Annotated in this window: 19 protein-coding genes; 6 read left to right on the top strand and 13 right to left on the bottom strand. The window is 71.9% G+C overall.

The window, feature by feature from the left end; translation table 11 throughout:
- Positions 1–28: 28 nt before the first annotated feature.
- Positions 29–400 carry a GntR family transcriptional regulator gene (locus tag DY218_RS07965; RefSeq protein ID WP_128555197.1) on the top strand — a complete coding sequence of 124 codons (372 nt, stop codon included), beginning with the start codon at positions 29–31 and terminating at the stop codon, positions 398–400.
- Positions 401–500: 100 nt separating this feature from the next.
- Here DY218_RS07965 and DY218_RS07960 read toward each other — a convergent pair whose 3' ends face one another.
- Positions 501–1,598, bottom strand: coding sequence for a DUF5925 domain-containing protein (locus DY218_RS07960; protein WP_128555196.1), 1,098 nt, complete (start codon positions 1,596–1,598; stop codon positions 501–503).
- Positions 1,599–2,025: 427 nt separating this feature from the next.
- On the opposite strand from DY218_RS07960, the gene DY218_RS07955 reads away from it, so the two are divergent.
- Positions 2,026–3,441, top strand: a complete 1,416-nt coding sequence (locus DY218_RS07955; RefSeq protein WP_128555195.1) for a GH39 family glycosyl hydrolase — start codon at positions 2,026–2,028, stop codon at positions 3,439–3,441.
- Between the two features lie 10 nt (positions 3,442–3,451).
- On the opposite strand, the gene DY218_RS07950 is transcribed toward DY218_RS07955, so the two are convergent.
- Together DY218_RS07950 and DY218_RS07945 are read right to left on the bottom strand one after the other, a co-directional pair.
- Entirely contained in the window at positions 3,452–3,946 is a 495-nt protein-coding gene (locus DY218_RS07950) for a DUF3237 domain-containing protein (protein ID WP_128555194.1), read from the bottom strand.
- Positions 3,943–4,419 (bottom strand): ester cyclase, encoded by a 477-nt coding sequence (locus DY218_RS07945; RefSeq protein ID WP_199566661.1) that lies wholly within the window; start codon positions 4,417–4,419, stop codon positions 3,943–3,945. The genes DY218_RS07950 and DY218_RS07945 overlap by 4 nt, the downstream gene beginning before the upstream one ends.
- A 110-nt stretch (positions 4,420–4,529) precedes the next feature.
- Here DY218_RS07945 and DY218_RS07940 point away from each other — a divergent pair, with 110 nt between their 5' ends.
- Positions 4,530–5,174 (top strand): TetR/AcrR family transcriptional regulator, encoded by a 645-nt coding sequence (locus DY218_RS07940; RefSeq protein WP_199566660.1) that lies wholly within the window; start codon positions 4,530–4,532, stop codon positions 5,172–5,174.
- 8 nt (positions 5,175–5,182) lie between these two features.
- Here DY218_RS07940 and DY218_RS07935 read toward each other — a convergent pair whose 3' ends face one another.
- The 6 genes from DY218_RS07935 to DY218_RS07910 all read right to left on the bottom strand — a co-directional run bounded on the left by DY218_RS07935 (position 5,183) and on the right by DY218_RS07910 (position 13,745).
- Positions 5,183–9,157, bottom strand: a complete 3,975-nt coding sequence (locus DY218_RS07935; protein ID WP_407703580.1) for a lipopolysaccharide biosynthesis protein — start codon at positions 9,155–9,157, stop codon at positions 5,183–5,185.
- Positions 9,150–9,950 (bottom strand): polysaccharide deacetylase family protein, encoded by an 801-nt coding sequence (locus DY218_RS07930; protein WP_199566659.1) that lies wholly within the window; start codon positions 9,948–9,950, stop codon positions 9,150–9,152. The genes DY218_RS07935 and DY218_RS07930 overlap by 8 nt, the downstream gene beginning before the upstream one ends.
- Positions 9,947–11,002 (bottom strand): glycosyltransferase family 2 protein, encoded by a 1,056-nt coding sequence (locus DY218_RS07925; RefSeq protein ID WP_233521428.1) that lies wholly within the window; start codon positions 11,000–11,002, stop codon positions 9,947–9,949. The genes DY218_RS07930 and DY218_RS07925 overlap by 4 nt, the downstream gene beginning before the upstream one ends.
- Positions 10,999–11,865 carry a glycosyltransferase family 2 protein gene (locus tag DY218_RS07920; RefSeq protein ID WP_128555192.1) on the bottom strand — a complete coding sequence of 289 codons (867 nt, stop codon included), beginning with the start codon at positions 11,863–11,865 and terminating at the stop codon, positions 10,999–11,001. The genes DY218_RS07925 and DY218_RS07920 overlap by 4 nt, the downstream gene beginning before the upstream one ends.
- Positions 11,866–12,211: 346 nt before the next feature.
- The gene (locus DY218_RS07915) at positions 12,212–13,306 is read right to left on the bottom strand and encodes a GNAT family N-acetyltransferase (RefSeq protein ID WP_128555191.1); all 1,095 of its coding nucleotides are present in this window, start codon (positions 13,304–13,306) and stop codon (positions 12,212–12,214) included.
- 1 nt (position 13,307) lies between these two features.
- Complete coding sequence (locus DY218_RS07910; protein WP_199566658.1) at positions 13,308–13,745, bottom strand: hypothetical protein; 438 nt, start codon at positions 13,743–13,745, stop codon at positions 13,308–13,310.
- A 284-nt stretch (positions 13,746–14,029) separates the two neighbouring features.
- On the opposite strand from DY218_RS07910, the gene DY218_RS07905 reads away from it, so the two are divergent.
- Positions 14,030–14,839: an SGNH/GDSL hydrolase family protein gene (locus DY218_RS07905; RefSeq protein ID WP_128555190.1), complete on the top strand. Its 810-nt coding sequence runs from the start codon at positions 14,030–14,032 to the stop codon at positions 14,837–14,839.
- Positions 14,840–14,851: 12 nt separating this feature from the next.
- Here the strand turns inward: DY218_RS07905 and DY218_RS07900 are convergent, their stop codons facing one another.
- Positions 14,852–16,462, bottom strand: coding sequence for a serine/threonine-protein kinase (locus DY218_RS07900; protein ID WP_128555229.1), 1,611 nt, complete (start codon positions 16,460–16,462; stop codon positions 14,852–14,854).
- Positions 16,463–16,706: 244 nt separating this feature from the next.
- Here DY218_RS07900 and DY218_RS07895 point away from each other — a divergent pair, with 244 nt between their 5' ends.
- Together DY218_RS07895 and DY218_RS07890 are read left to right on the top strand one after the other, a co-directional pair.
- Positions 16,707–16,976 (top strand): hypothetical protein, encoded by a 270-nt coding sequence (locus DY218_RS07895; protein ID WP_128555189.1) that lies wholly within the window; start codon positions 16,707–16,709, stop codon positions 16,974–16,976.
- 216 nt (positions 16,977–17,192) lie between these two features.
- Positions 17,193–17,957 (top strand): ABC transporter permease, encoded by a 765-nt coding sequence (locus tag DY218_RS07890; RefSeq protein ID WP_128555228.1) that lies wholly within the window; start codon positions 17,193–17,195, stop codon positions 17,955–17,957.
- Between the two features lie 40 nt (positions 17,958–17,997).
- Here DY218_RS07890 and DY218_RS07885 read toward each other — a convergent pair whose 3' ends face one another.
- From DY218_RS07885 to hmgA, 3 genes are all read right to left on the bottom strand, one after another.
- Positions 17,998–19,194, bottom strand: a complete 1,197-nt coding sequence (locus DY218_RS07885) for a type ISP restriction/modification enzyme (RefSeq protein WP_128555188.1) — start codon at positions 19,192–19,194, stop codon at positions 17,998–18,000.
- A gap of 66 nt (positions 19,195–19,260) precedes the next feature.
- Positions 19,261–20,010, bottom strand: coding sequence for a GntR family transcriptional regulator (locus DY218_RS07880; protein WP_128555187.1), 750 nt, complete (start codon positions 20,008–20,010; stop codon positions 19,261–19,263).
- 80 nt (positions 20,011–20,090) lie between these two features.
- Entirely contained in the window at positions 20,091–21,404 is a 1,314-nt protein-coding gene (gene hmgA, locus DY218_RS07875) for a homogentisate 1,2-dioxygenase (RefSeq protein ID WP_128555186.1), read from the bottom strand.
- Positions 21,405–21,464 lie beyond the last annotated feature (60 nt).

Raw genomic sequence — 21,464 nt, 5'->3', positions numbered from 1 at the left:
TTTCCGGCGGGTGCGCAAGAATCGCCTCGTGACCCTCAAGCTCCGCATCGACCACCAGACCGCCACCGCGCCCTACGAGCAGCTGCGGTCCCAGATCTCCGGACAGGCCCGCTCCGGCGCGCTGCCGGTGGGCTACAAACTCCCCACCGTCCGCGGCCTCGCGGAGGAACTCGGCCTCGCCGCCAACACGGTGGCGAAGGCCTACCGCGCCCTGGAGACGGACGGGGTCATCGAGACCCGCGGCCGCCGGGGCACCTTCGTCGCCGCGGCCGACGACGCGGCGGCGCGCCGGGCCGCCGAGGCCGCGCGCTCCTTCGCCGAGGAGGCGCAGCGGCTCGGCCTCGACCGCGAGGCGGCCGCTACGGCGGCGGACGAGGCGCTGCGCGCGGTCTACGGCTGAACGGGCCCTCGGGGCACGGAAAAGCGGGGCACGGGAAAGCGGCGCACGGAAAGAGGGGGCACGTCCTGATGGACACGCTCCCTGGTGGTGCAGCCCTCCATCAGAGGTACAGCCCCGCATCCGCCCCCGAGTCCCGCTGATCCGGCACGGAGGTCGGGGAGATGCCGCGACGCAGGGCGAACAGCTCGGCCAGGGTGGCCCCGTCCCGATTGACGCCCTCGTCCGTGCCGAGCCAGTCGACGGCCTCGGTGTGGGTGAGCGGGCCGACCTCGATCCGGGCCAGACAGCGGCCGGGGCGTACGACGGCCGGGTGCAGGCGTTCCAGATCCTCGTTGGTGGTGACGCCCACCAGGACGTTCCGCCCCTGGCCGAGCAGGCCGTCGGTGAGATTGAGCAGCCGGGAGAGCGCCTGGCCCGCGGTGTGCTTGGCCTCGCCGCGGATCAGTTCGTCGCAGTCCTCGAGGAGCAGCAGCCGCCAGCGGCCCTTGGCGCTGCCGTCGTCCTCGCCGATCGCGATGTCCATCAGATAGCCGACGTCGCCGAAGAGCCGCTCCGGGTCGAGTACGCAGTCCACCTGGCACCAGTCCCGCCAGGACCGCGCCAGGGTGCGCAGGGCGGACGTCTTGCCGGTGCCGGGCGGGCCGTGCAGAAGCAGCAGCCGGCCCGCGATGTCCTCGGGCGTGACCTTCATCAGGGTGTCCATCGCCTCGGCCACCGGGGCGGTGTAGTTGGTCCGTACGTCGTCCCAGGCGCCGGCCGTGATCTGGCGCGTGGTGCGGTGCGGGCCGCGGCGCGGTGAGACGTACCAGAAGCCCATCGAGACGTTGTCCGGCTGGGGTTCCGGTTCGTCGGCCGCGCCGTCCGTGGCCTGCTTCACCACGCGCTCGGCCACTTCGGCGCTGACGGCGGTGACGGTGACGTCCGCGCCCCTGTTCCAGCGGGAGACGAGCAGGGTCCAGCCGTCGCCCTCGGCGAGGGTGGCGCTGCGGTCGTCGTCGCGGGCCGAGCGGAGGACTTCGGCGTCCGGCGGTACGAGGGTGAGGCCGGACTTGACGCGGTCGATCGAGGCACTGTGGGCGAAGGGCTGTTCGCCGGAGGCGAAGCGGCCGAGGAAAAGGGCGTCGACGACGTCTGCGGGGGAGTCGCTGTCGTCGACGTTGAGCCGGATCGGCAGCGCGTCCTGGGGATCTGCTGGCATGGGGCCATGATCCGCCACGGGTGCCGTGTGTGCACGGCATTTCTCGGGTGTCTGTACCCGGGCCCGTCCGGCTGCTTTGGTGGGTCTGTGCTGGTGTCTGTCAGGCGTCTTCAGTGGGTCGACACCCACGGGCCGGTCCGGTGTCTTCTCTCAGCCTGTCCGGGGCCACACCAGCCCGTCCGGCGTTTGAGGACATCTTTATAGCCTGTCCGGCGTTTGAGGACGAGGCCGCCAGGCCTACGCCTGAAACCGCAACGGCCCTGAACGGGCCTTGTCCTCAAACGCCGGACGGGCTGAAAGATTGGCCCTGAACGGGCTGAGGTTGCCGGGCCGGCTGAGGGGGCCGGGTCGGCCGAGGTTGCCGAAACTCCTCATGATGCCGGACGGGCTGACGCGGGGGTGACCCCGTTGATTACTCTTGCCCTTGATGGGACGTCATGGGTGGGATTCGGGGGCCCGGCGGTGGCAGGTCGCCGCCCTGTTCGGTGTCGCCGCAGCCGCCGCCGCGCTGCTCCTCACCCTGAACACCCCGCCCGACGGGCAAGGTTCCACCCGCGGCACCTCGCCGAACGGCGACACCCCGCACGGCACCCCCGCCAGCCCCTCCGGCAAACCGCAGGCGGAACTCGGCTGGGGTTTCACCCATACCCAGAACAGCGCGGACGAGGGCGAGCAGCCGGCCGTGGACCGGGCCACCGGGCTGCTCGCCGAAACCCCGCTGCCGCAGGTCCAGCACCTGATGGGCTGGGGCGCCGACAATCCCGAACCGTCCCCGGGACGCTACGACTTCGAGGCCATGGACCGGCGCATCGACTTCGTCCGGGCCACCAAGGGCACCCCCGTGGTCACCCTGTGCTGCGCCCCCGACTGGATGAAGGGCGGCAAGGCCGGCGTCGACGACACCGACTGGAGTCAGGAATCCCTGGAGACCGCCCCCGACAGGGCCCACTACAAGGACTTCGCCGCGCTCGCCGCCACCGTCGCCAAGCGCTATCCGGACGTACGGCACTTCGTCGTATGGAACGAGTTCAAGGGCTTCTGGAACTCCGCCGAGGGGCGCTGGGACCACGAGGGCTACACCGAGCTGTACAACCTCGTGTACCGCGCCCTCAAGAAGGTCGACAAGGACATCCAGGTCGGCGGCCCGTACCTGGTCATGGACAGTGTCCACCCACGCCAGAAGGAGAACGCCGCCAAGGGGCTGAACGGCCGCTGGGGGAGCGCCGACCAGCGTGTGCTCGACTCCTTCACGTACTGGAACAAGCACAAGGCGGGCGCCGACTTCGTGGTGGTCGACGGATCCAGCTACACGGTCGACGACGAGCTGATCCCCGACGCCGTCACGGCCACCGACAAGTTCACCGCGGTCGGCCGCTGGATCCGCGAGCGCACCGGCGATCTGCCGCTGTGGTGGGCCGAGTACTACGTGGAGCCGGGGGACGACGATGACGACCGTGACGGCTGGAGCGAAGCGCGGCGCGTCGCCGTGCAGTCGGCCGGCCTGATCGCGATGGCCCGCGGCGGCGCGACCACCGGCTTCTACTGGAACCCGCAGAACAAGGGCGCCGACTGCGCCGGTTGCCTGTGGCGCGCCACCGACCTCGCGGACGGCGGCACCCCGTTGCCGATGCTGCAGCTGCTCACCCGCTTCCAGCGCGAGTTCCCGCCCGGCACCCGCTACGAGGACATCGCCGTCGCCGACGACGACCGGCCGGACGTCCGCGTCCTGGCCGACGACGAGGCCGCGCTCGTGGTCAACGTCCGAGGCCGCCCGATCGCCGCGAAGGTCGACGGCAGGTCTCTCGACCTCCCGGCGTACGGCGTGAAGTGGCTGCGCCGCTGAGCCGCTGCACTCACCGCACCTGATCCACCCGGTAGGCGATGCCGCCCTCGACCAGGTAGCCGGTGCCCACACACACGAGGTCGTTGAGCCAGGCGTAGCGCGTCGAGCCCGTCTCGAAGAGCGGGTTGGTGCGGAAGTAGTAGCGGGCGGGGTCGACGAGGTGGCGGCGGGCGGGATCGGCGAGATCGCCGGCCTGCTCGGGCGGGGTGACCAGACGGCCGCCGTACGTCAGGTGCAGCAGGTCGCCGTCGTGGGTGCGCAGGGCGAGGCGGACGTCCAGGGTCATCACTCCGTCGGACCGGAAGAGCGTCCAGTCGCCCCCGACCGGCAGCACATCCCCCCGCACCGCCGGACCCTCGAAGCTGCCCCCGGCGGAGCCGAAGAACACTCGGCGGCCCAACGGGCCTCTGCCGAAGTCCAGTTGGGGTTCGAGGTCGACGACCATGTCCAGGAGGCGGGAGGTCTCGGCCGCGCCGATGTCGTCGCGTACCCGTGGATCCCTCATCGCCCGCTCCCGACGGCGCCGAGCTCCGCGGACCCGCCGAACAGGGCGTGCCGCGCCTTGTCCGTGGAGATCCCGGACTGTGCGCACAGCTCGGAGAGGTCGAAGAAGAACCGTTCGCTCGCGATCAGGCCGTCCCGGAAGGTGAAGTGCAGGAACACCGGCAGCTCGGCCCGCAGGCCGTTCGGCGCCTCGCCGAAGCGCGCGCCCGTCAGCGTCATGCGGGCCGTGCCCCAGCAGGCGAGGGTGCCATGGTGACCGACGTCGCCGGCCGGCTCGACGGCGTAGTCCGGGAAGGTCCGGAAGAAGGAGGTCAGTGCTCGTTCGTTCGCCGCGTGGCCGTGGGCCGTGGTCCCGAAGGCCGGGGCCTGCAAGGTCATTTCGGGGTGGCAGAGGGCGAGGGCGGCGGTCACGTCCTGCCGGCTCTTCGCCTCGGCCAACTCCCGGGCGAGTCCGATCATCTGCTGCTCGTCCACTGTGGCTGCACCTCCGTAGGCATCTGTGCGCGCGCCCGTGTGCAGGCCGCTGAGAAACAAAGCATACGGCCGTACGTATTGTTTGTCGCGGGTCTGGCAGAATGACGGCGATGAGCACCTCCGAACAGTCACCTCCTGCGCCGGTCACCGACGGCCGCCTGCTGCGCGGCGCCCGGTCTCGTCAGGCGGTGCTGCGCCGGGCCGTGGACCTGGCGTCGCTCGACGGCCTCGAAGGGCTCAGCCTCGGCCGCCTCGCCGCCGAACTCTCGATCAGCAAGAGCGGCGTTCAGACCCTCTTCGGATCGAAGGAGAAGCTGCAGGCCGCCACGGTCGAGGCCGCCCGGAGGCTGTTCCACGACGCGGTCGTCGCGCCCGCGTCCGGCGTACCGCAGGGCGCGGCACGCGTGCGCGCCCTGGTCGAGCGCTGGATCGACTACGCCCGCGAGCCGCTGTTCACCGGCGGCTGCTTCTGGGCGGCGAATCTGGCCGACTTCGACAGCCGGCCCGGACGGGTGCACGATGCGCTCTTCGGCAGCCGGCAGGAGTGGCGCGACCTCCTGGCCGCCGAGCTGAGCGCCGCCGCGGACGCCGGTGAGATCGTCGAACTCGACGCCGCCTTCGCCGCGTTCCAGATCGACGCGGTCCTGCTCGCCGCCAACACCGCGCTGCGCACCGGCGACACGGACCCGGACCTGGTGGCGGACCGGATCCGCCGCACGGTCGAGGCGTTCCTCGCCGAGCCGGCCCGGGGCTGAGGCCGGTCTCAGGCCATCGTCACGAAGCGCTGGATCAGCGCTGCGAAGAGCACCGCGAGCAGCGGCAGCGAGAACCAGAACGTGCTCTGCAGCCACTGCAGACTCCGCACGCTCGGCGGGGCCGCCACCCGCACCACCTCGCGCACCCCGAGCAGCACGATCAGCGCCACCGCCGCGAGAGCGCCCACCACGGACCACGGCGCCCAGGTCACCTGTGGCCCGGCCGGCCCCGAATCGGCCTTCTCGACCGGGCCGTCCGGCTGCTTGCGCAGGGTGTACAGGGCGACGTCGTCGTTCGCGTACGGCTTCGTCAACTCCCGCCGTGCGTCCAGGCTGTCGAGCAGCCGCCCCTCCCAGTTCCGCGGATAGCCTGCGTCCATCGTCAGATACACCGACTGACTGCGGTTGACCATCAGATACGAGTGCGGGCCGGCCTCCTTGAGGGCCTTGACCAGGGACGAGACCAGCACCGGATCGGGCGGGGCGAGTGTGGGGAGGTAGGTGACCTTCTCCATGTCCTGCTTGCCCCAGGGCAGGGCCGGAGTGACGTTGTCCACGGTGTCGTTGCTCATCCAGAGCAGCCGCACGGTCGGATCGGCCTGCGCGTAGACGTACTCCATCGCCGCGACCTCGCCGGTCCTGACCCGCTCGAACGGCTCGTTGCCCCAGCGGGCGATCAGGAAGCCGCCGATCAGGAGCAGCCCCGCGAGCAGCGCGGCGAGCGGCGCCAGGCTGACACGGTCCCGGTCGCGTTCCTCGGCCGTGACGCCCGTGCGCGGGAACAGCGCGAGCCCGGCGAGCAGCGCGGCGCCGGGCAGCGCGAACATGAACACCCGCAGCGCCATCTCGCCGCCGTACGACTGCATACCGAAGCCGAGGAACGGGACGAAGGCCAGGACGAGCAGGGAGCGTTCGGCATAGCGGTAGCTGCGCCGGCGCCACCAGCCGAGACAGGCGAGTGCCATCACTCCGCCGGCCAGCGCCACGCGCGCGTAGAGCACGAGTTGGTGAGTGGAACTGCCGCCCTTGATACGGCCGGAGACCGACGAGGTGACGTTCCCGCCGACGCCTCCCACGCCGCCGAACAGCTCCTGGAAATGCCCCGACCAGTACGGTTCGGCGAGATACCCGATCCACACGGTGACCACGACCGTGCAGAGGACCGGAAGGCCGCGCAGTTCGCTGCGGCCCACCAGGACGAGCACGGTGAGCACGCCCAGCATCACGAACGGCGTGAGCTGATGCGCGGGCACCGACGCCGCGAACAGCGCGATCAGGATGCCGAGCAGCGCCACCCGGGTGCCACGGCCGGCGGGCAGCACCTCGGCCTCACCCGGCCGGCGCGCGCCCCACAGCATGCGGGGCGCCCGGAACCAGACCAGCAGGATCGCCACGAAGGCGAGATACAGGAGATACGTGAAGCCCTGCGGGGAGAAGTAGTCCTGCCCCACCCAACCGCTCAGGACGAAGATCCAGACGCCGGTCCATTTGGCCCGCCACGAGGCGCGTACGGCACGCAGCAGCAGGAACATCGGGGCCAGGTAGAGGAGTTGCATCGCGACCGGCCACCAGCGGATGACCTCCGTGAAGTCGGAGATCCCGCAGGCCTCGGCCAGGAAGGCGGCCGCCGCGAAGAAGCCGGGCCAGCTCCAGCGGGCGTCCAGATCCGGCACCGCGGTCCCGGTCCGGTCGATGTACTCGAGGAAGCCCAGGTGCTGCCAGGCGGTCGCGAACCGGGGCACGTCCTCCAGTACGGCCGGCAGCGCGTGCAGGGACACCAGAGTGGCGAGCAGGGTCACCGACAGCAGGGCCCTGCGCGGCCGTTCGTGCCAGAGCAGCGAGGCGAACACGAGGATGAACAGTGCGGCGCCTGCGAGTGTCGCGGCCGGCAGCACCGAGATCAGACCCAGTCCGCCCATCGCGTCCAGATCGGCCTCGTCCATGCCCAGGACCGGCACCCAGAACAGCACGAGCGCCACGCCGAGCAGGAGCCAGAGAGCGGTGGCTCGGGCGGCGGTGCCCGGCGCCGCGGTCGGCGTTTCGGGCGGGCCGGCGTCCGGGGGCTCCTCCTCGGCCGGCGCTTCCGGAGGTGGCGCGACGGCGCCGGCGGACGAGGTCAGGGGCCGGAACGAGGGGCGGTACGGGCGCCGGTCCGGTGTGTCGACGAATACGTCCGAGCCTCCGTCTCCGCCTTCGGTGAGTACGGCCAACTCGCCCTTGCCGCCGGGCGATTCGACGGTCGGGGCGGCGAGTGGGCGGGCCTCGGCGTGCGCGGGAGGCGGCAGGCGCAGGGCCCAGGTGGGGCGGTGGTCGCGTTCGGCTCCGGGTGCCGGCTCAGGCTCCGCCGCTGCTTCTGCTTCTGCTTCTGCTTCTGCTTCTGCTTCTGCTTCTGGCTCCATCTCTGCTTCCGCGCCAGAGGTTTCCCCCGTCCCGCCCCCTTCCCCGGGATGCGCGGGGTGCACAGGGTGCGCGGGATGTGCAGTATGCGCCCAACTCGGCCGGTGTCCGCGGTCGTCGGACCCGTCGTCGGGCTTCCGTACGTCCGCCGTACGCCCCGTACCGAGGTCCGCGAGATCGCCGTCCGGAGCCACCGGAGCCGCGTCCTGCACGGACGGGGGAGCCGATCTGACCATGGCGAACAGCTTGAACCCGGCCACCGACGCCACCACCGCGAGACTGGCGATCTCCGCTATCCCCGCCCCGATCAGACCCAGCCGGGGCAGCAGGACCAGCGTGAGACCGAGGACGAGCACACACAGCGCCCCCTGCAGAAGGGCGAGCCCGGAGGTCCGGCTCTGTGCGCGCAGCACCGCGAAGTACGTCTCGATGACCACCCGCAGCACGGCCCCCACCGCGAACCAGCGCAGCAGCCCGGTCGCCGCGTCCGCATACCCCGCACCGAAGACGCCCAGGATGTAGGGCGCGCCGATGAACATCACCGTGCACACCGGCAGCATGATCCGCGCCATCCGGCGCAGCACGGCACGGCAGTTGGCCGCGAGCCGTGCGGGATCGTGGGAGCCCTCGACGGTGAGCGAGGCTCCCATGTTGATGGCGAGGAGATTGACCGTCCCGCCGATGGTGGTCGCGATGTAGAAGTACGCGTTGTCCGCGGAGCTCACCTGCGCGGCGACGATCACCGGCACCAGATAGACGACCGCCAGCGAGAACAGGGATCCGGTGTAGTCCCCGGCCAGGAACCGTCCGATCCGCCGCAGACCGGGCGGATCGGCGATGTCCTTCGTCGCCTCCACATGCCGCGGCACGAGTCGCCGGAAGACCAGCCAGCCGAGCGGCAGCACGGACACCGCGATCGCCGCCACCCAGGAGACGAAGACGCCCGCGGTGGGCACCGCGGCCGCCAGCGCCACCAGCAGCAGCAGCTTCACCGTGGAGAACGCCGCATTCCCCACCGGCACCCACTTGGCGCTGCGCAGCCCGGTCAGTACTCCGTCCTGCAGGGTGAGCAGCGACCAGGCCACCACCGCGAGCACGAAGCCCGCACCCGGGAGCGGCCCCTGCAGGAAGCGGTACGAGGGCCCCCACAGGTCGAGCGTCCCCAGGAACACGACGGCGGCGATCGCGACGACCAGGGAACTCATGCCGTACGTCCGCAGGATGAGCCGTCCGGTGGCCCGGCCCGCGACCGGGATGAAGCGGGCGAGCGCACCCATCAGGGTCAGCGCCGTCAGGCCGGCGAGCAGCTTCATCGCGGCGATCGCCGCCGAGCCCTGGCCGACCGCGGACTCCGAGTAGTACCGGGCGGCGGCCAGCCAGAAGCCGAGCCCGAGCACTCCGGAGATCCCGGTGTTGAGCATCAGCGCATAGGCATTGCGGAACAGCGGACTGCTGTCGGCGGTGCCGCCCGTGCCGCCGGTGCCGCCGCCCGCGCCGGGCAGCCGCAGGTGCAGCCGTCGGCGCACCGGCGGCTCTCCTCCGGGCGGCCGGTGCTCCGTGGCGCGGGCCGCGGTCGTGTCAGTCACGGGAGCCGGCCGCCCTTCGCCGGGCCTGTCTCGCCCTGCGCAGCACGGCGTACCCGCGGGTGAGCGCCCGGTCGCGGGCGTAGGCGCGGCCCACGGCCCGTCCCTCCACGACCCGGGTGAACTGTTCGATGCCGGTCGTGCGACGGACCGTCACCCGGCGCAGGGCGTACGGTCCCTGCCGCCGGCGGGCCAGGTCGTTGCCCACCGCAAGCGACTGGGCGAAGCCCGCCGCGCGGACCTCGGCCCGCACCCTTCGGTCGGAGTACCCGTACGGGTACGCGAAGGAGCCGGGCGCCTCGGCCAGCTCGCCCGCGACGATGTCCCGGCAGCGCTGCACCTCGAACCGCAGTGCGTCGTGGGGGAGTTGGTCGAGCTGCGGATGGGTGTGGCTGTGCCCGCCGATCTCCGTGCCGGCCGCCGCGAGCTCCCGTATCTGCGCCCAGTCCAGCATGGTGTCGAGCGCACCACCCGTGTCGTACGTGCCCCGGATCCAGCCCGTGGACACGAACAGGGTGGCCGGGAAGCCGTGCCGGGCGAGGACCGGCAGGGCGTGGCGGTGCACCCCCGCGTACCCGTCGTCGAAGGTGATCAGGACGGGCCGGCGGGGCAGCCGCGCCCCGGACCGCCAGGCGGCCCCGAGCGCGGCGGTGGTGACCGGGGTGAAGCCGCGGTCCGCGAGGACCGCCAGCTGTTCGGCGAAGGCGGCAGGGGTGACCGACAGGGCTCGGGTCGCAGGCGCCGGCGCGTCGGCGATCGCGTGGTACATCAGGATCGGCACGGCGTCCGTGCTCATGCGGCGGCCCCCTCGCGTCCCTCGCTCTCCTCGGTGTCCCCGGTGAGCCGGGGGGCGGAGAACGACCCGCCTCCCCTACGGGCCCGGACGCCACCGACGACGTACCCGCCGGCGGCCGCCGCCACTCCGGCGAGCACCGCGCCCGCGCGGCCCCCGCCACCCGGGCGTCCGCGCACCGCGTCCGCGAGCCCGCGGACCACCGCGGCGGGCAACACCCTTGTGGTGTAACGGCGTTCGGACTCGAGGCCCTTCGCCGCGCCCACGCTGCGCGCCACCAGGGCCTTGGACAGGCCCTCCGCGTACGCCCGGGCCCTGAAGTACCCGAAGCGCTCGCGGGCGGCGGGCACCCGGTGGTGGATGACCGCCCGGTCGTCGATCAGGAGCACCGCGCCGGGATCGGCCCGGGTGATCCGGATGCACAGCTCCGTCTCCTCGCAGCCCAGCGGCCGGCGGTCGCCGTCCCGGCCGATGCCGGTGGCGAAGCCGCCCGCCAGGTCGAAGGCCTCGCGGCGGAACGAGGCGTTGCCACCGAGGACGTTCCGCACCCGCACCCGGCCCGCGGGCAGCCCCCGGTAGCTGCAGCCGACCACCCAGTCGAACTCGGCGGGGAACCAGTCGGGGCGGCGCCCCGAGGCCCAGATCGGCTCGGTCCTGCCGCCCACCGCGAGCACCCGGGGATCGGCGTAGCCCTCCGCCAGGTACCGCAGCCAGTGCCGCTCCGCGACAGCGTCGTCGTCAAGGAAGGCGACGACCCGGCCGCCGGCCGCGGCGATGCCCGTGTTGCGGCCGGCGGAGAGGCCGCGGGGGCCGGCGTTGGCGAGCACCCGCACCGCCCCGGTCCGCCCGTCGTCCTTGAACTCGCCGCTGAGCCGCTCGAGGAGTACCTGGTTGTGATCCACCACGAGCAGCGTCTCGCGGGCGGCGAGCGACTGCGCCCGCACCGAGGCGACCGCGGCCAGGATGTCGCCCCAGCGCTCCTCGGTGTACACACAGATCACCACCGACACATCGCCCGCTCCGACCGGTCCGCCGTTCGGTGCATGGCCGCTCAAGTCGCTGCTCCTCTACGGGTGTTGAGGGGAAGGGCGGCGGTGCGCGTGCGCCGCACCCCGCTCTCCCCGAGGATCACCCTGAGCACCCGGATGCCGTCCCGCACGGCCCGCAGATTGCTCGCGCCGTGGATCCGCAGATACTCGTGGCTCGGGATCTCCTGCACCTTCAGGCCCGCCTTCGCCACCCGGATGTTCATCAGCGTCTCGACCTCGAAACCCGTGCAGTCCAGGTCGATCTCGTCGAGGCAGTGCCGCCAGAACGCGTTGTAGCCGTAGCAGAGATCCGTGTACCGGGCGCCGAACTTGGCATTGACCACCGCACACAGTAGGTAATTGCCGAGCTTGCGGACCGGAGTCATGTCGTCGGTGCCGCCGCCGTTGGCGAAACGGGAGCCCTTGGCGAAGTCCGCGCCGGAGACCAGGGCCGAGACGAAGGCGACGATCTCCTCGCCGTCGGCCGAGCCGTCCGCGTCTACCATCACGATGATCTCGCCGGTGCAGGCCCCGAACCCGGCGATCAGGGCATCCCCTTTGCCCTTGCCGCGCTGTTCGACGACCTTCACGTCCGGCCGGAGTCCGCGGGCCACGGCGACCGTGTCATCGGTGGAATTCCCGTCGACCAGGACGACTTCATGGATCCAGTCGGGCAGTGACTTGAAGACGTACGGAAGATTCTCCGCCTCATTCATGGCGGGGATGACGACACTCACCGGTGGAGTGATCGCCAGGTGACTGGAAATGGGCCGGTACCGGCCCGGTGAGCGAACCGGATCCTTTCCCGGTGCGCGATCTTTTCCCGACGCGCGATCTTTCCCCGGTGCAGGATCTTCCCCGGGTATTGCCGGATGGAGATAGGAGCTCATGAGTCGGTGCCCTCTCGTCCGGTGGGCGGCCCGCCCCCGGGCAGCCCGGATGAGTTTCCGGTTCGAAAGGAGGGTTCTCGTCCAGGGCGTGCCGGAATGGCCGTGCGGCACTCCGTGCACCGGACGAGCTGGCATTACTGGCCGTGCGGCACTTGGCTCGGCAGACGTGCATGCACCGAGCACGGCAGACCCCCCTACCGCGCCCCGCACCGGCGGCATCGCGCTCCTGAGCCCTCCCCCGGAGCCGTTCTCGATGAGCCGTTGCGGGTGGTTCCATGACGGTATTGACGAATGAGACTCTATGGCAAGACCTGGGACAAGCGTCTGCGTTTATTCGGTTTTCGCGCTACTTACCCGAACGGATCTTTCCGATCCGTTTGAGCAACTTGTCCGCAGGTCCGAAGAGTTCGGGTCTCGTCACCACGGCATTGCGCAGAGCGCGTACCGGAGCGCGTCGTGCCCGGTGGACGGACGCCACGGGGTGACGGCGCGTCACCCACCCCTCGGACACGGAAAGATCGCGTGTCTTGAGGGAATCCTTGTATTCCTTCCTGCCCCGCCCGAGATCGAGATGGGCGATTCCGTCGGCGGCCGCCGCCCGGGCCATCCGCAGATGCAGGACGAGCCCGGGCGAGTATTTGGCGAACGCCGGATCGTAGGCGGGAAACCAGCAGGCGAGCACCCGCTCGGAACGCAGCCCGAAATGCGCCGCGACCGGCCGGTCCCCGGCATAGAGCACGGACAGAATCCCGCCGGCGGACGGCGACCGGGTGTGGAAGAGCTGCTCGACGAGCCGGGTGATCCACGGCTGTGCGAAGCGGTCGCTGCGCCCGGTGCGCCGGTACTGCGCCGACTTCCACTCCATCAGGGTGTGCAGGGCGGCCGGATCGCGCTCGTCGTGCACATAGCGCGTGCCGCCCGCGGCTCGCCCGAGCCTGCGCTCCTTGGCGAGCGTGGTCCGGGTGAACTTCGGTGAGCGGGCGCGGAGTTCGGCGAGATACGCCTCGTATCCGCGGTCCACGTCGATCACCGGGGACGCGAAGTGCGCCGCACGGGCGCCGGCGAACGGCCGCTGACCGTGCACCAGATGGTCGAACTCCCAGACCGCGAGCCCGCAGGCGTCGAGCAACTCCACCGGGTCGCAGTCGAAGCCAGGCCGGTGCACCAGGCCCTGGCAGTCCGACACCCCGAGCCCGATCGCCCGCCCCACACCCGCAAGAGTGCGCTGGTACGGGAAGAACGCCGCCGGTTCGCCGTCCTCGCGGACCACGGCGATCCGCACCCCGCGCCGGCAGCGCCCGACGGCGAGGGCGAACTCCGGTGACAGGAAAGGGTTGGCCAGCTCCGCGGCGCCCTCCAGGTGGGCCTTGGACTGCAGGGCCGTCCAGGCCGCCCGGTCGGCGGCCGTGAGCTCGCCGGGGCGGTACACCTCGATGTCCACGTCACCGGGTCCGGCTTCTCGCGGAGTGCGGGCGCCGTGGTCGTCGTGCCCGGGCCGTCACCAGGATCAGCAGACTGACCGCGAGCACGGCCGCGCAGCCGCCGCGGACCGACCAGATGTGCAGCGCGAGCATCGCCTGGGCGACCAGCAGATCGACTGCGAGTGCTCCCGCCGCGGCCGCCACGGCCCGCCCGAGCGGCTCGAGTTCACGCAGCGCGAGGGCGAGGGCGCCGGCGGGCGCACCGAGCAGCAGGAGAAGGGCGCACGGCCCGCGCAGCGGCGATTCGAGGCCGCTGAACACGAACACCGCGCCCACCGCCGCCACCGCGACGGCCGCACCGGACAGGAAGGCCGACGGCCCGCCACCGGGGGCGTCCGCCCGCCGCGGTGTGCCGTCGCTCGGTCTCGGTGCTGATGTCTTGTCACTGATCGTCTGCATTGGCGACTTTGCCCCCCGACGCGCCGGATGCCGGGCTTCAATGTCGCGCAGCCGGTATCGGCGCGTCAAGATGCGGAATGGAGCCACTCCGCCGCCCGGCCGACGGGCCGTCAGGCCGCGTTCTGTGGAGATGAGTTGGTTGATCCGTGGCCAATTGCTGGTTCAAACATGAAGGCCGTGAAGGTTCCTCCTTGAAATCTACTTGTCATGAACATACTCATGAGCGTTACGTGTGGGTAACAAAGGAGGTGGCAGAGACCCTGCCCTCTCCCCACGGAGGTCCCATGAGACTGTCCCGCATCACGGCATACGGCTCCTCCCTGCTCCTCGCCGCCGGTCTGACCCTGGCCGGCGCCGGCGCGGCGCAAGCAGATTCGTCCACCGCCGCGGCCAACTACGTGGCACTCGGCGACTCCTACTCGTCCGGCGTCGGAGCCGGCGACTACGACGGCGGAAGCGGCGACTGCAAGCGCAGCAACAACGCCTACCCGGTGCTCTGGGCCGCGGCCAACTCACCCGCGTCCTTCGACTTCACGGCCTGCTCCGGAGCCGTCACCAGCGATGTCGTCAACAACCAGCTGGGCCCGGTGAATTCGGGCACCTCGCTGGTCTCCCTGTCCATCGGCGGCAACGACGCGGGCTTCGCCGACGTCATGACGACCTGTGTCCTGCAGTCCGAGGCCACCTGTGTGGCCCGGGTCGAGGAGGCCAAGAGCTTCGTCACCGGCACCCTGCCGGGCCGGCTCGCCTCGACGTACACGGCCATCCGCGACAAGGCGCCCGACGCCCAGGTCGTGGTGCTCGGCTACCCGCGCTTCTACCAGCTGGACGGCAGCTGCCTCGCCGGGCTGACCGAGGTCGAGCGCGCGGCGATCAACTCGGCCGCCGACCTCTTGAACGAGACCACCCAGAAGAGCGTCGCCGACCACGGCTTCGCCTTCGCCGACGTCACGGGCAACTTCACCGGGCACGAGATCTGCTCCGGCGACGCCTGGCTGCACAGCGTCAACTGGACGAACATCGGCGAGTCGTACCACCCGACCGCCGCGGGACAGTCCGGCGGCTATCTGCCGGCCTTCACCTCCGCCGCATAGCCGCCCCGGCCCTCAGCGCGCATTCGGTGTGTAGGAGCCCCCGCCCGTCGGGGGCTCCTGCTCGCAGGTCAGGCTGTATGCGATCGTCTCCGACCGCACGGCGACGGGCCGGCGGACCTCGACGCCGATCCGGTTGCGCACGGCGCCGTCCGGGTCGTGTCCGGTCTCCGTGTGGGCGACCTCTTTCACCTTGCCGCCGTCGGCGGTGAACCGCAGCGTCTTCCAGTCCGGATCCGACGGCTCGCCGTTGCCGGTCACCCAGCGGTACTCCACCTCTGCCGGGGTCCGCCCGACCGTCAACGTCGCCCGGAAGGACGGGGCTTCGGCCTCCGGCGGCGGACACGTGCCGGTGTAGTCCTTGCGTACGGCCATCACATGCGCCCGTACGGACTGCGGTGGGGGAGTGGTGGCGTCCCCGCCGCCGTCGCTTCCGTCCTCGCCGTCACCGGCCCCCGAGCCGTCCGATCCGCCGGAGTCCCCCGAGCCGCCGCCCGTGCCGTCGTCGTCCGGTGTGGGACTCCCGGCACCGCCCGCGCCCCCGCCTGCCCGGCCCTCGTCCGCGCCCTGCCGGTTGCCCTCGCTGCCGCCCTGCCCCGTACCGCCGTCACCGCCCGAGCCGCCGCCCCCGGCACGGTCCGACAGGACGTACGCGAGGCCGCCGACGGCGAGCAGCAGGGCGACCGCGCCCGCCACGATCAGGACCACGGCCCTGCGTGAACGGCCGGACCCGGCAGGGGAGTCGGAGCCGTCCGGCCCGGAGCGCCCCGGCGACGGATCCGAAGCGGACTGCGCCGCGGGCGTCCCGCCCGTCACCGTGGGCGTACCGGCCGCCGGCCGGTCCCGCGCGGTCGTGCCGCTGCCGCGCGGCGCGCCACCCGCCGCGATCAGACGCAGATCGCGTTCCGCGTCGTCGGGCGACAGGCGCCGCGCCGGATCCTTGTGCAGCAGCCCCTCGACGACCGGTGCAAGGAGCCCCGCCCGGTGCGGCGGCGGCAGTTCGTCGTCGACGACCGCTCGCAGCGTGGACAGCGGAGTGTCCTGCCGGAACGGCGAGTGCCCCTCCACGGTCGCGTAGAGCAGCACCCCGAGCGACCACAGGTCCGACTCGGGCACCGGGGGCCGGCCCAGCGCCTGCTCGGGAGCGAGGAACTCCGGCGAGCCGACCATCTCGCCGGTCAGCGTGAGGGGAGAACTCCCCTCCACTCGGGCGATCCCGAAATCCGTGAGCACCACCCGGCCGTCATTGGCGAGCAGTACGTTCCCCGGCTTGACGTCACGGTGCAGCACGCCCGCCTCGTGCGCCGCACGCAGCGCGGACAGCAGCTCCGCGCCGATGTGCGCCGACCGCCGTGCGGTGCACGGCCCCTCCGCGTCCAGCGCTTCGGCCAGCGAGATCCCGCGCACCAGCTCCATCACGATCCACGGGCGGCCCTCCTCGATCGCCACGTCAAAGACCGTGACCACGCCGCGATGAGTGATCCGGGCCGCCGCCCAGGCCTCCCGTTCCAGCCGGGCGTAGAGCCGCTCCACATCCGGTGCGGGCAGTCCGGCCGGTGCGCGGACCTCCTTGACCGCGACCTCGCGGTGCAGGAGTTCGTCCCGCGCCCGCCACACGGTGCCCATGCCGCCCTCGCCCAGACGGGTGAGGAGCCGGTACCGCCCGGCGATCAGCCGTTCCTGATCCGGCCCCTCGCTCACCGGCGAACCTCCTCGTGTCCAACTCGACCTGAAATCAGGTGCATTCGGAGAGTAATCGTCAACACCCTTACGGGGAAGGTGAATCCTGAGCCCGGGATACACGAGTGTCGGAGTGGGGCGTTAGGGTTAACCTGCCCGGGCCGGGTGCCTCGTACGGGTGGGGAGTGACATGGAACAGATAACAGTGCGCAGCAGGGCGCGAGTCCCTGCGATCACCTGCGGGAGCAGCGCGACCAGCTCGCGCCTCGACCGCCATCTCTCGGTGCTCGGCGGTCCCGCCGTGCCGCAGCGTGAGGTGGCGGAGGCGACGTCGCTGATGCAGGAGCTGACCTCCCGTGAGATGGCGCACGAGCGCACCGGACGCGGTGCCCGCATGTGGCGGGTCTCGCTGTTCGCACCGCTGCGGCGGCTGACCCGGACGCTGTTCGGCGGCCGCTGACCGATCCGGTACGCACCGCGCCCGTCATCCCCACGGAGCGCGGCCGCGTCCCGGTACGACCTGACGCAGCCGACCTGACGCACCGGCCCCCACCCGGCGCTGCCCCGGTGCACGATCGAGATCGGTGAGCCGACGACCCGGCATTCGACGCATCCACCGCTCCGGAGCGTGTCTCGAGGTGACTAAGGTGGCGGCGTGACCGCGTACGCCGCTTCCGTGCTGCTGCCTGTCAATGCGGCGCTCGGAGCGGTGCTCGCCGCGCTCCTGATCGTCGCCGCGCTGGTCGCGGCGCTCGCCCGGCTCGCACCCGACGCGGGCCGCGGCCGGGCCCGGGAGATCGCGACCGCCGGTGCCCGCGCCGCCGTCCAACTCGCCGCAGTCTCCGTGCTCATCGGCTGGGTGGTCCGCTCCGTCCCCCTGCTGCTCGCCTTCGTCGCCATGATGTACGCCGTGGCCGTGCGCACCGCAGGACGGCGCATCACCCCCAATCACACCTGGCGGCTGGCCGCCCTGCCGATCGGAGTCTCCGTGGCGCCGGTGGTCGGCGCCCTGCTGCTCACCGGTCTCGTACCGCTGAACGGCATCGCCCTCATCCCGGTCACCGGCATCCTGATCGGCGGCGCGCTCACCGCCACGGTCCTCGGCGGCCGCCGGGCGCTGGACGAACTGGAGAGCCGGCACGGCGAGGTGGAGGCCGGTCTCGCGCTCGGCCTGCAGGACGCGGAGGCCCGCCTCGAAGTGGCCAGACCCGCGGCGTCCGACGCGCTGATCCCCGGCCTCGACCAGACCCGGACCGTCGGCCTGGTCACCCTGCCCGGAGCGTTCGTCGGCATGCTGCTCGGCGGGGCGTCGCCGGTGCAGGCGGGCGCGGTCCAGCTGTTCGTGCTGGTCGCGCTGCTCGCAGTGCAGGCGGTCGCGGTGGCCGTGGTCCTCGAACTGGTCGCGCGTGGGCGGCTGCACCGGACCACGGACGGATCCTGAGGGCGACCGGCCCGTAGGTGGTCACAGGAGGGCGAACTGGTCACAGGAGGGCGAACTGCCCTTCCGGGCCTTCCTCGTGATGGTCGAGCACCGAGGCCGGACGGCGGAGGATCTCGGGCGCCGGCAGGACGCCTGCCCTGCGCAGGGTGGACGAGGCGATGCCATCGGTCAGTGAGCCGCGCAACTCCGCCTGCCGCGGCTGCAGTTCGGCCAGCAGCGCGAGCACCGTGATCAGCTCCAGGAGCTCCGAGGTCCACTCCTGGGGCCACTTGGCGGGGCGGATCGCCTCCAGAGTGCCCGGCTCGGCGGGTGCGGTACGGCGGGCGAACCACAGCTCGAGCACCCGGACCCCGCTGACATGGAAGTCCCAGGCCTCGGCCGGCACCGGCGAGATGCGCCCCTCGCCGATCTCGAGGGTCTCCTCCTCGCGGTCGTAGAGCAGTTCGGCCGGGCGGGCGGGCAGGGCCGCGCGCACATACGGGCGTCGGCCGCCCGGGAGCTTCGGCCGTTCGCCGCTGCGCAGCATCAGCCAGAGCATCCGATGGCCGAGATCCACGCCGTGCGCCCACAGATCCCGGTCGTCGGTCAGCGGTACGCGGCAGCCCGCGGGATCGGTGTACGCGGTGGCCAGTGCCCAGGTCAGGAACTGTTCGGCGGCGACGGGGGAGCCGAGGCGGTCACCGAGCAGGTCGAGCAGACCGGGTGCCAGATTGGGCTCCACGCCCGAGGGGCGGCGATACAGCGGGCGGATACGGCCAGGGCGTCCGGCGAGGGAGCGGCCGTCCGGGAGCAGGGCGGTGGCGAGTACGGCGGGGCCGCTCGCGTCGGGCACCCGGCCCTGTTCCACGAGGAAGAGCTGCTGCGGGTCGGCCACCCGCCAGAGTTCGGGGCGGGCCGCGTCGATCAGACGGTGGTCGGGTATCAGCCACTGCTCGTCGAAGGGCCCGTGCAGCACCCGCACCGGATCCGGGCAGCGGCCGGATGCCCCGGCGAGCCGGCCCGTACCCGAGGCCTGGCCGGGCAGTTGGGCCACCGCGGAGCGCAGCGTGCGGGAGCGGCTGGGCTGCAGAAGCGCCGCGCGATCGGCGCCCTCGGCACGTACGAGGGCCTCCCAGCGGGCGGTGAGCGATCCGCGGTCCGGGGCCATCGGCCAGGAGCGGCCGAGCCGCAGCGGGGCGACCGACCACGGCATGAGGTCCGCGAGCAGCGGCGCGTCGTCCTGCGTCACGCTCAGCATCGTACCCACGGCTGGTCGAGGCGGATCAGGGGTGGATCAGTGGCGGATCGGGTGCCGGCCGCGGGCTCAGTGTGCGTCCAGGGTCACGGTGAACGAGAAGCGGTCGCCGCGGTAGTGGATGCGTGCCACGTCCACGACCCGCCCCTGCTCGTCGTAGGTGATGCCCGTGTAGTGCAGGATCGGGCTGAGCAGCGGGACTTCGAGCAGCCCGGCCGTCTCCGGATCGGCGAGCCGCGCCTCGACGGTGTCGGTGATCCGGCCGATCCGGACGCCGACCGCGTCCCGCAGGACCTTGGTCATCGGCCACCGCTGCAGATCGTCGAGCTCCACCCGGGCGGCGATGTCGGGGCGCACCCAGTTGTGTGCGTGGTTGGTCGGCTCGCCGGTCTTCTCGTCGCGGCGAAGGCGGTGGTACGTCGCGACCCGGTCGAGGCCCGGGAAGTGCTCCGCGAGCTCGGGCGGCGGCGGCCCCTCGCCGCTGTCCAGGATCCGGGTGTGCATCCCGGACTGCTGGGCGACGATCGCATCCACCGAGCCGAGCAGCCGTACGGGCGCGCCGCGTCGGGCGCTCGGCTCGATGAAGGTGCCGCGTCTGCGGTGCCGGCTGATCAGGCCCTCCGCCTCGAGCTCCTTGAGGGCCTGGCGCATGGTGAGGACGCTCACCCCGTAGTGCAGGGCGAGTTGTTCCTCGGTGGGCAGCCGGAGCGGGGCCGCGGCCGGCCGGCCCAGTATCGAGGCGCGCAGGGACTGCGACACCTGGTACCAGAGCGGCAGTTTGCGGTTCAGGACGATCGAGTCCGGTGCAAAGGCGGTCACGACAACTCCGAACTGCTCCGGGCCGGTTGGGGTCGAACGGGTGGCACGCGGTCGTTGGACCGCGCTCCGGCACCACCGGGTCAGGACCGGAAATGCCGCTCAAGACCCTGCCACACGTCGTCGTAGCCCGACTGAAGGTGGTCCGCCCCGGCCGCAGCGGGGGTCAGGGTGACCGGCCAGCGGGTCTCGAACATGAAGGCAAGGCCGTCGTCGATGCGCTGCGGCACCAGCTCCGCCTCGCTGGCGCGGCGGAAGGTGTCGTGGTCGGGGCCGTGCGCCGACATCATGTTGTGCAGGGAGCCGCCGCCCGGTACGAAGCCCTCCGCCTTCGCGTCGTAGGCGCCCTCGATCAGGCCCATGTACTCGCTCATCACGTTCCGGTGGAAGTACGGCGGCCGGAAGGTGTCCTCGCCGACCAGCCAGCGCGGGGCGAACACCACGAAGTCCACGCCCGCGAGGCCCGGGGTGTCCGACGGCGAGGTCAGGACGGTGAAGATCGAGGGGTCGGGGTGGTCGTAGCTGATGGTGCCGACGACGTTGAATCGGGTCAGGTCGTAGACGTACGGCACGTGGTTGCCGTGCCAGGCGACGACGTCGAGCGGGGAGTGGTCGTAGGTGGCCCCCCAGAGGTTCCCGCAGAACTTGTTGATCACCTCGACCGGTTCCTCGACGTCCTCGTACGCGGCGGTGGGGGCGGCGAAGTCCCGTGCGTTCGCCAGGCCGTTGGCGCCGATCGGGCCGAGGTCGGGGAGCTGGAAGGGGGCGCCGTAGTTCTCGCAGACGTAACCCCGTGCGCAGTCGTCGAGCAGCTCGACGCGGAAGCGGACGCCGCGCGGGATCAGGGCGACGTGCCGCGGCTCGGCGCGCAGCAGGCCGAACTCGGTGCGGATGAGGAGCCCGCCGCGCTCGGGGACGATGAGCAGTTCGCCGTCCGCGTCGCTGAACACCCGGTGCTGCATCGAGGAGTTGGCGTGGTAGAGGTGCACGGCCATGCCGGTGCGCCGGGTCGCGTCGCCGTTCCCGCCGAGGGTGTACAAGCCGTCGACGAAGTCGGTGCCCGGGGCGGGCTCCGGGAGCGGGTTCCAGCGCAGCCGGTTGGGGTCGGGCACGGCGTCGGTGAACGGGGCGGTGGCGAGCCGGCCGTTGTCCCTGCGGGTGAAGGCCGGATGGGCGGCGGACGGGCGGATGCGGTAGAGCCAGGAGCGGCGGTTGTGCGCGCGGGGCTCGGTGAACGCGGTGCCGCTCAGCTGCTCCGCGTACAGGCCGAGCGGGGCGCGCTGCGGTGAGTTGCGGCCCAGCGGGAGCGCTCCGGGGACCGCCTCCGAGCTGTGCTCGTTGCCGAATCCCGTCAGGTACGTCAGGCCATCGGCGGTCTTGCGCGGGTCCCCGCTCATGTTCGCTCCCTCGTCGCGATTCCTATGTATAACCGTAGGATTCTGTGATGCCGGCGGCAA

The organism is Streptomyces triticagri (assembly GCF_003429565.1).
GTDB lineage: Bacteria > Actinomycetota > Actinomycetes > Streptomycetales > Streptomycetaceae > Streptomyces > Streptomyces triticagri.
This window is presented reverse-complemented; position numbering and strand designations above follow the sequence as displayed.

What these genes read in the sequence shown, in the direction of transcription:
- DY218_RS07960 (WP_128555196.1), bottom strand. Translation starts at nt 1,598, where the DNA reads ATGCCAGCAGATCCCCAGGACGCGCTGCCGATCCGGCTCAACGTCGAC.
- DY218_RS07955 (WP_128555195.1), top strand. Translation starts at nt 2,026, where the DNA reads ATGGGACGTCATGGGTGGGATTCGGGGGCCCGGCGGTGGCAGGTCGCC.
- DY218_RS07950 (WP_128555194.1), bottom strand. Translation starts at nt 3,946, where the DNA reads ATGAGGGATCCACGGGTACGCGACGACATCGGCGCGGCCGAGACCTCC.
- DY218_RS07940 (WP_199566660.1), top strand. Translation starts at nt 4,530, where the DNA reads ATGAGCACCTCCGAACAGTCACCTCCTGCGCCGGTCACCGACGGCCGC.
- DY218_RS07930 (WP_199566659.1), bottom strand. Translation starts at nt 9,950, where the DNA reads ATGAGCACGGACGCCGTGCCGATCCTGATGTACCACGCGATCGCCGAC.
- DY218_RS07920 (WP_128555192.1), bottom strand. Translation starts at nt 11,865, where the DNA reads ATGAGCTCCTATCTCCATCCGGCAATACCCGGGGAAGATCCTGCACCG.
- DY218_RS07910 (WP_199566658.1), bottom strand. Translation starts at nt 13,745, where the DNA reads ATGCAGACGATCAGTGACAAGACATCAGCACCGAGACCGAGCGACGGC.
- DY218_RS07905 (WP_128555190.1), top strand. Translation starts at nt 14,030, where the DNA reads ATGAGACTGTCCCGCATCACGGCATACGGCTCCTCCCTGCTCCTCGCC.
- DY218_RS07900 (WP_128555229.1), bottom strand. Translation starts at nt 16,462, where the DNA reads ATGGGCACCGTGTGGCGGGCGCGGGACGAACTCCTGCACCGCGAGGTC.
- DY218_RS07895 (WP_128555189.1), top strand. Translation starts at nt 16,707, where the DNA reads ATGGAACAGATAACAGTGCGCAGCAGGGCGCGAGTCCCTGCGATCACC.
- DY218_RS07885 (WP_128555188.1), bottom strand. Translation starts at nt 19,194, where the DNA reads ATGCTGAGCGTGACGCAGGACGACGCGCCGCTGCTCGCGGACCTCATG.
- hmgA (WP_128555186.1), bottom strand. Translation starts at nt 21,404, where the DNA reads ATGAGCGGGGACCCGCGCAAGACCGCCGATGGCCTGACGTACCTGACG.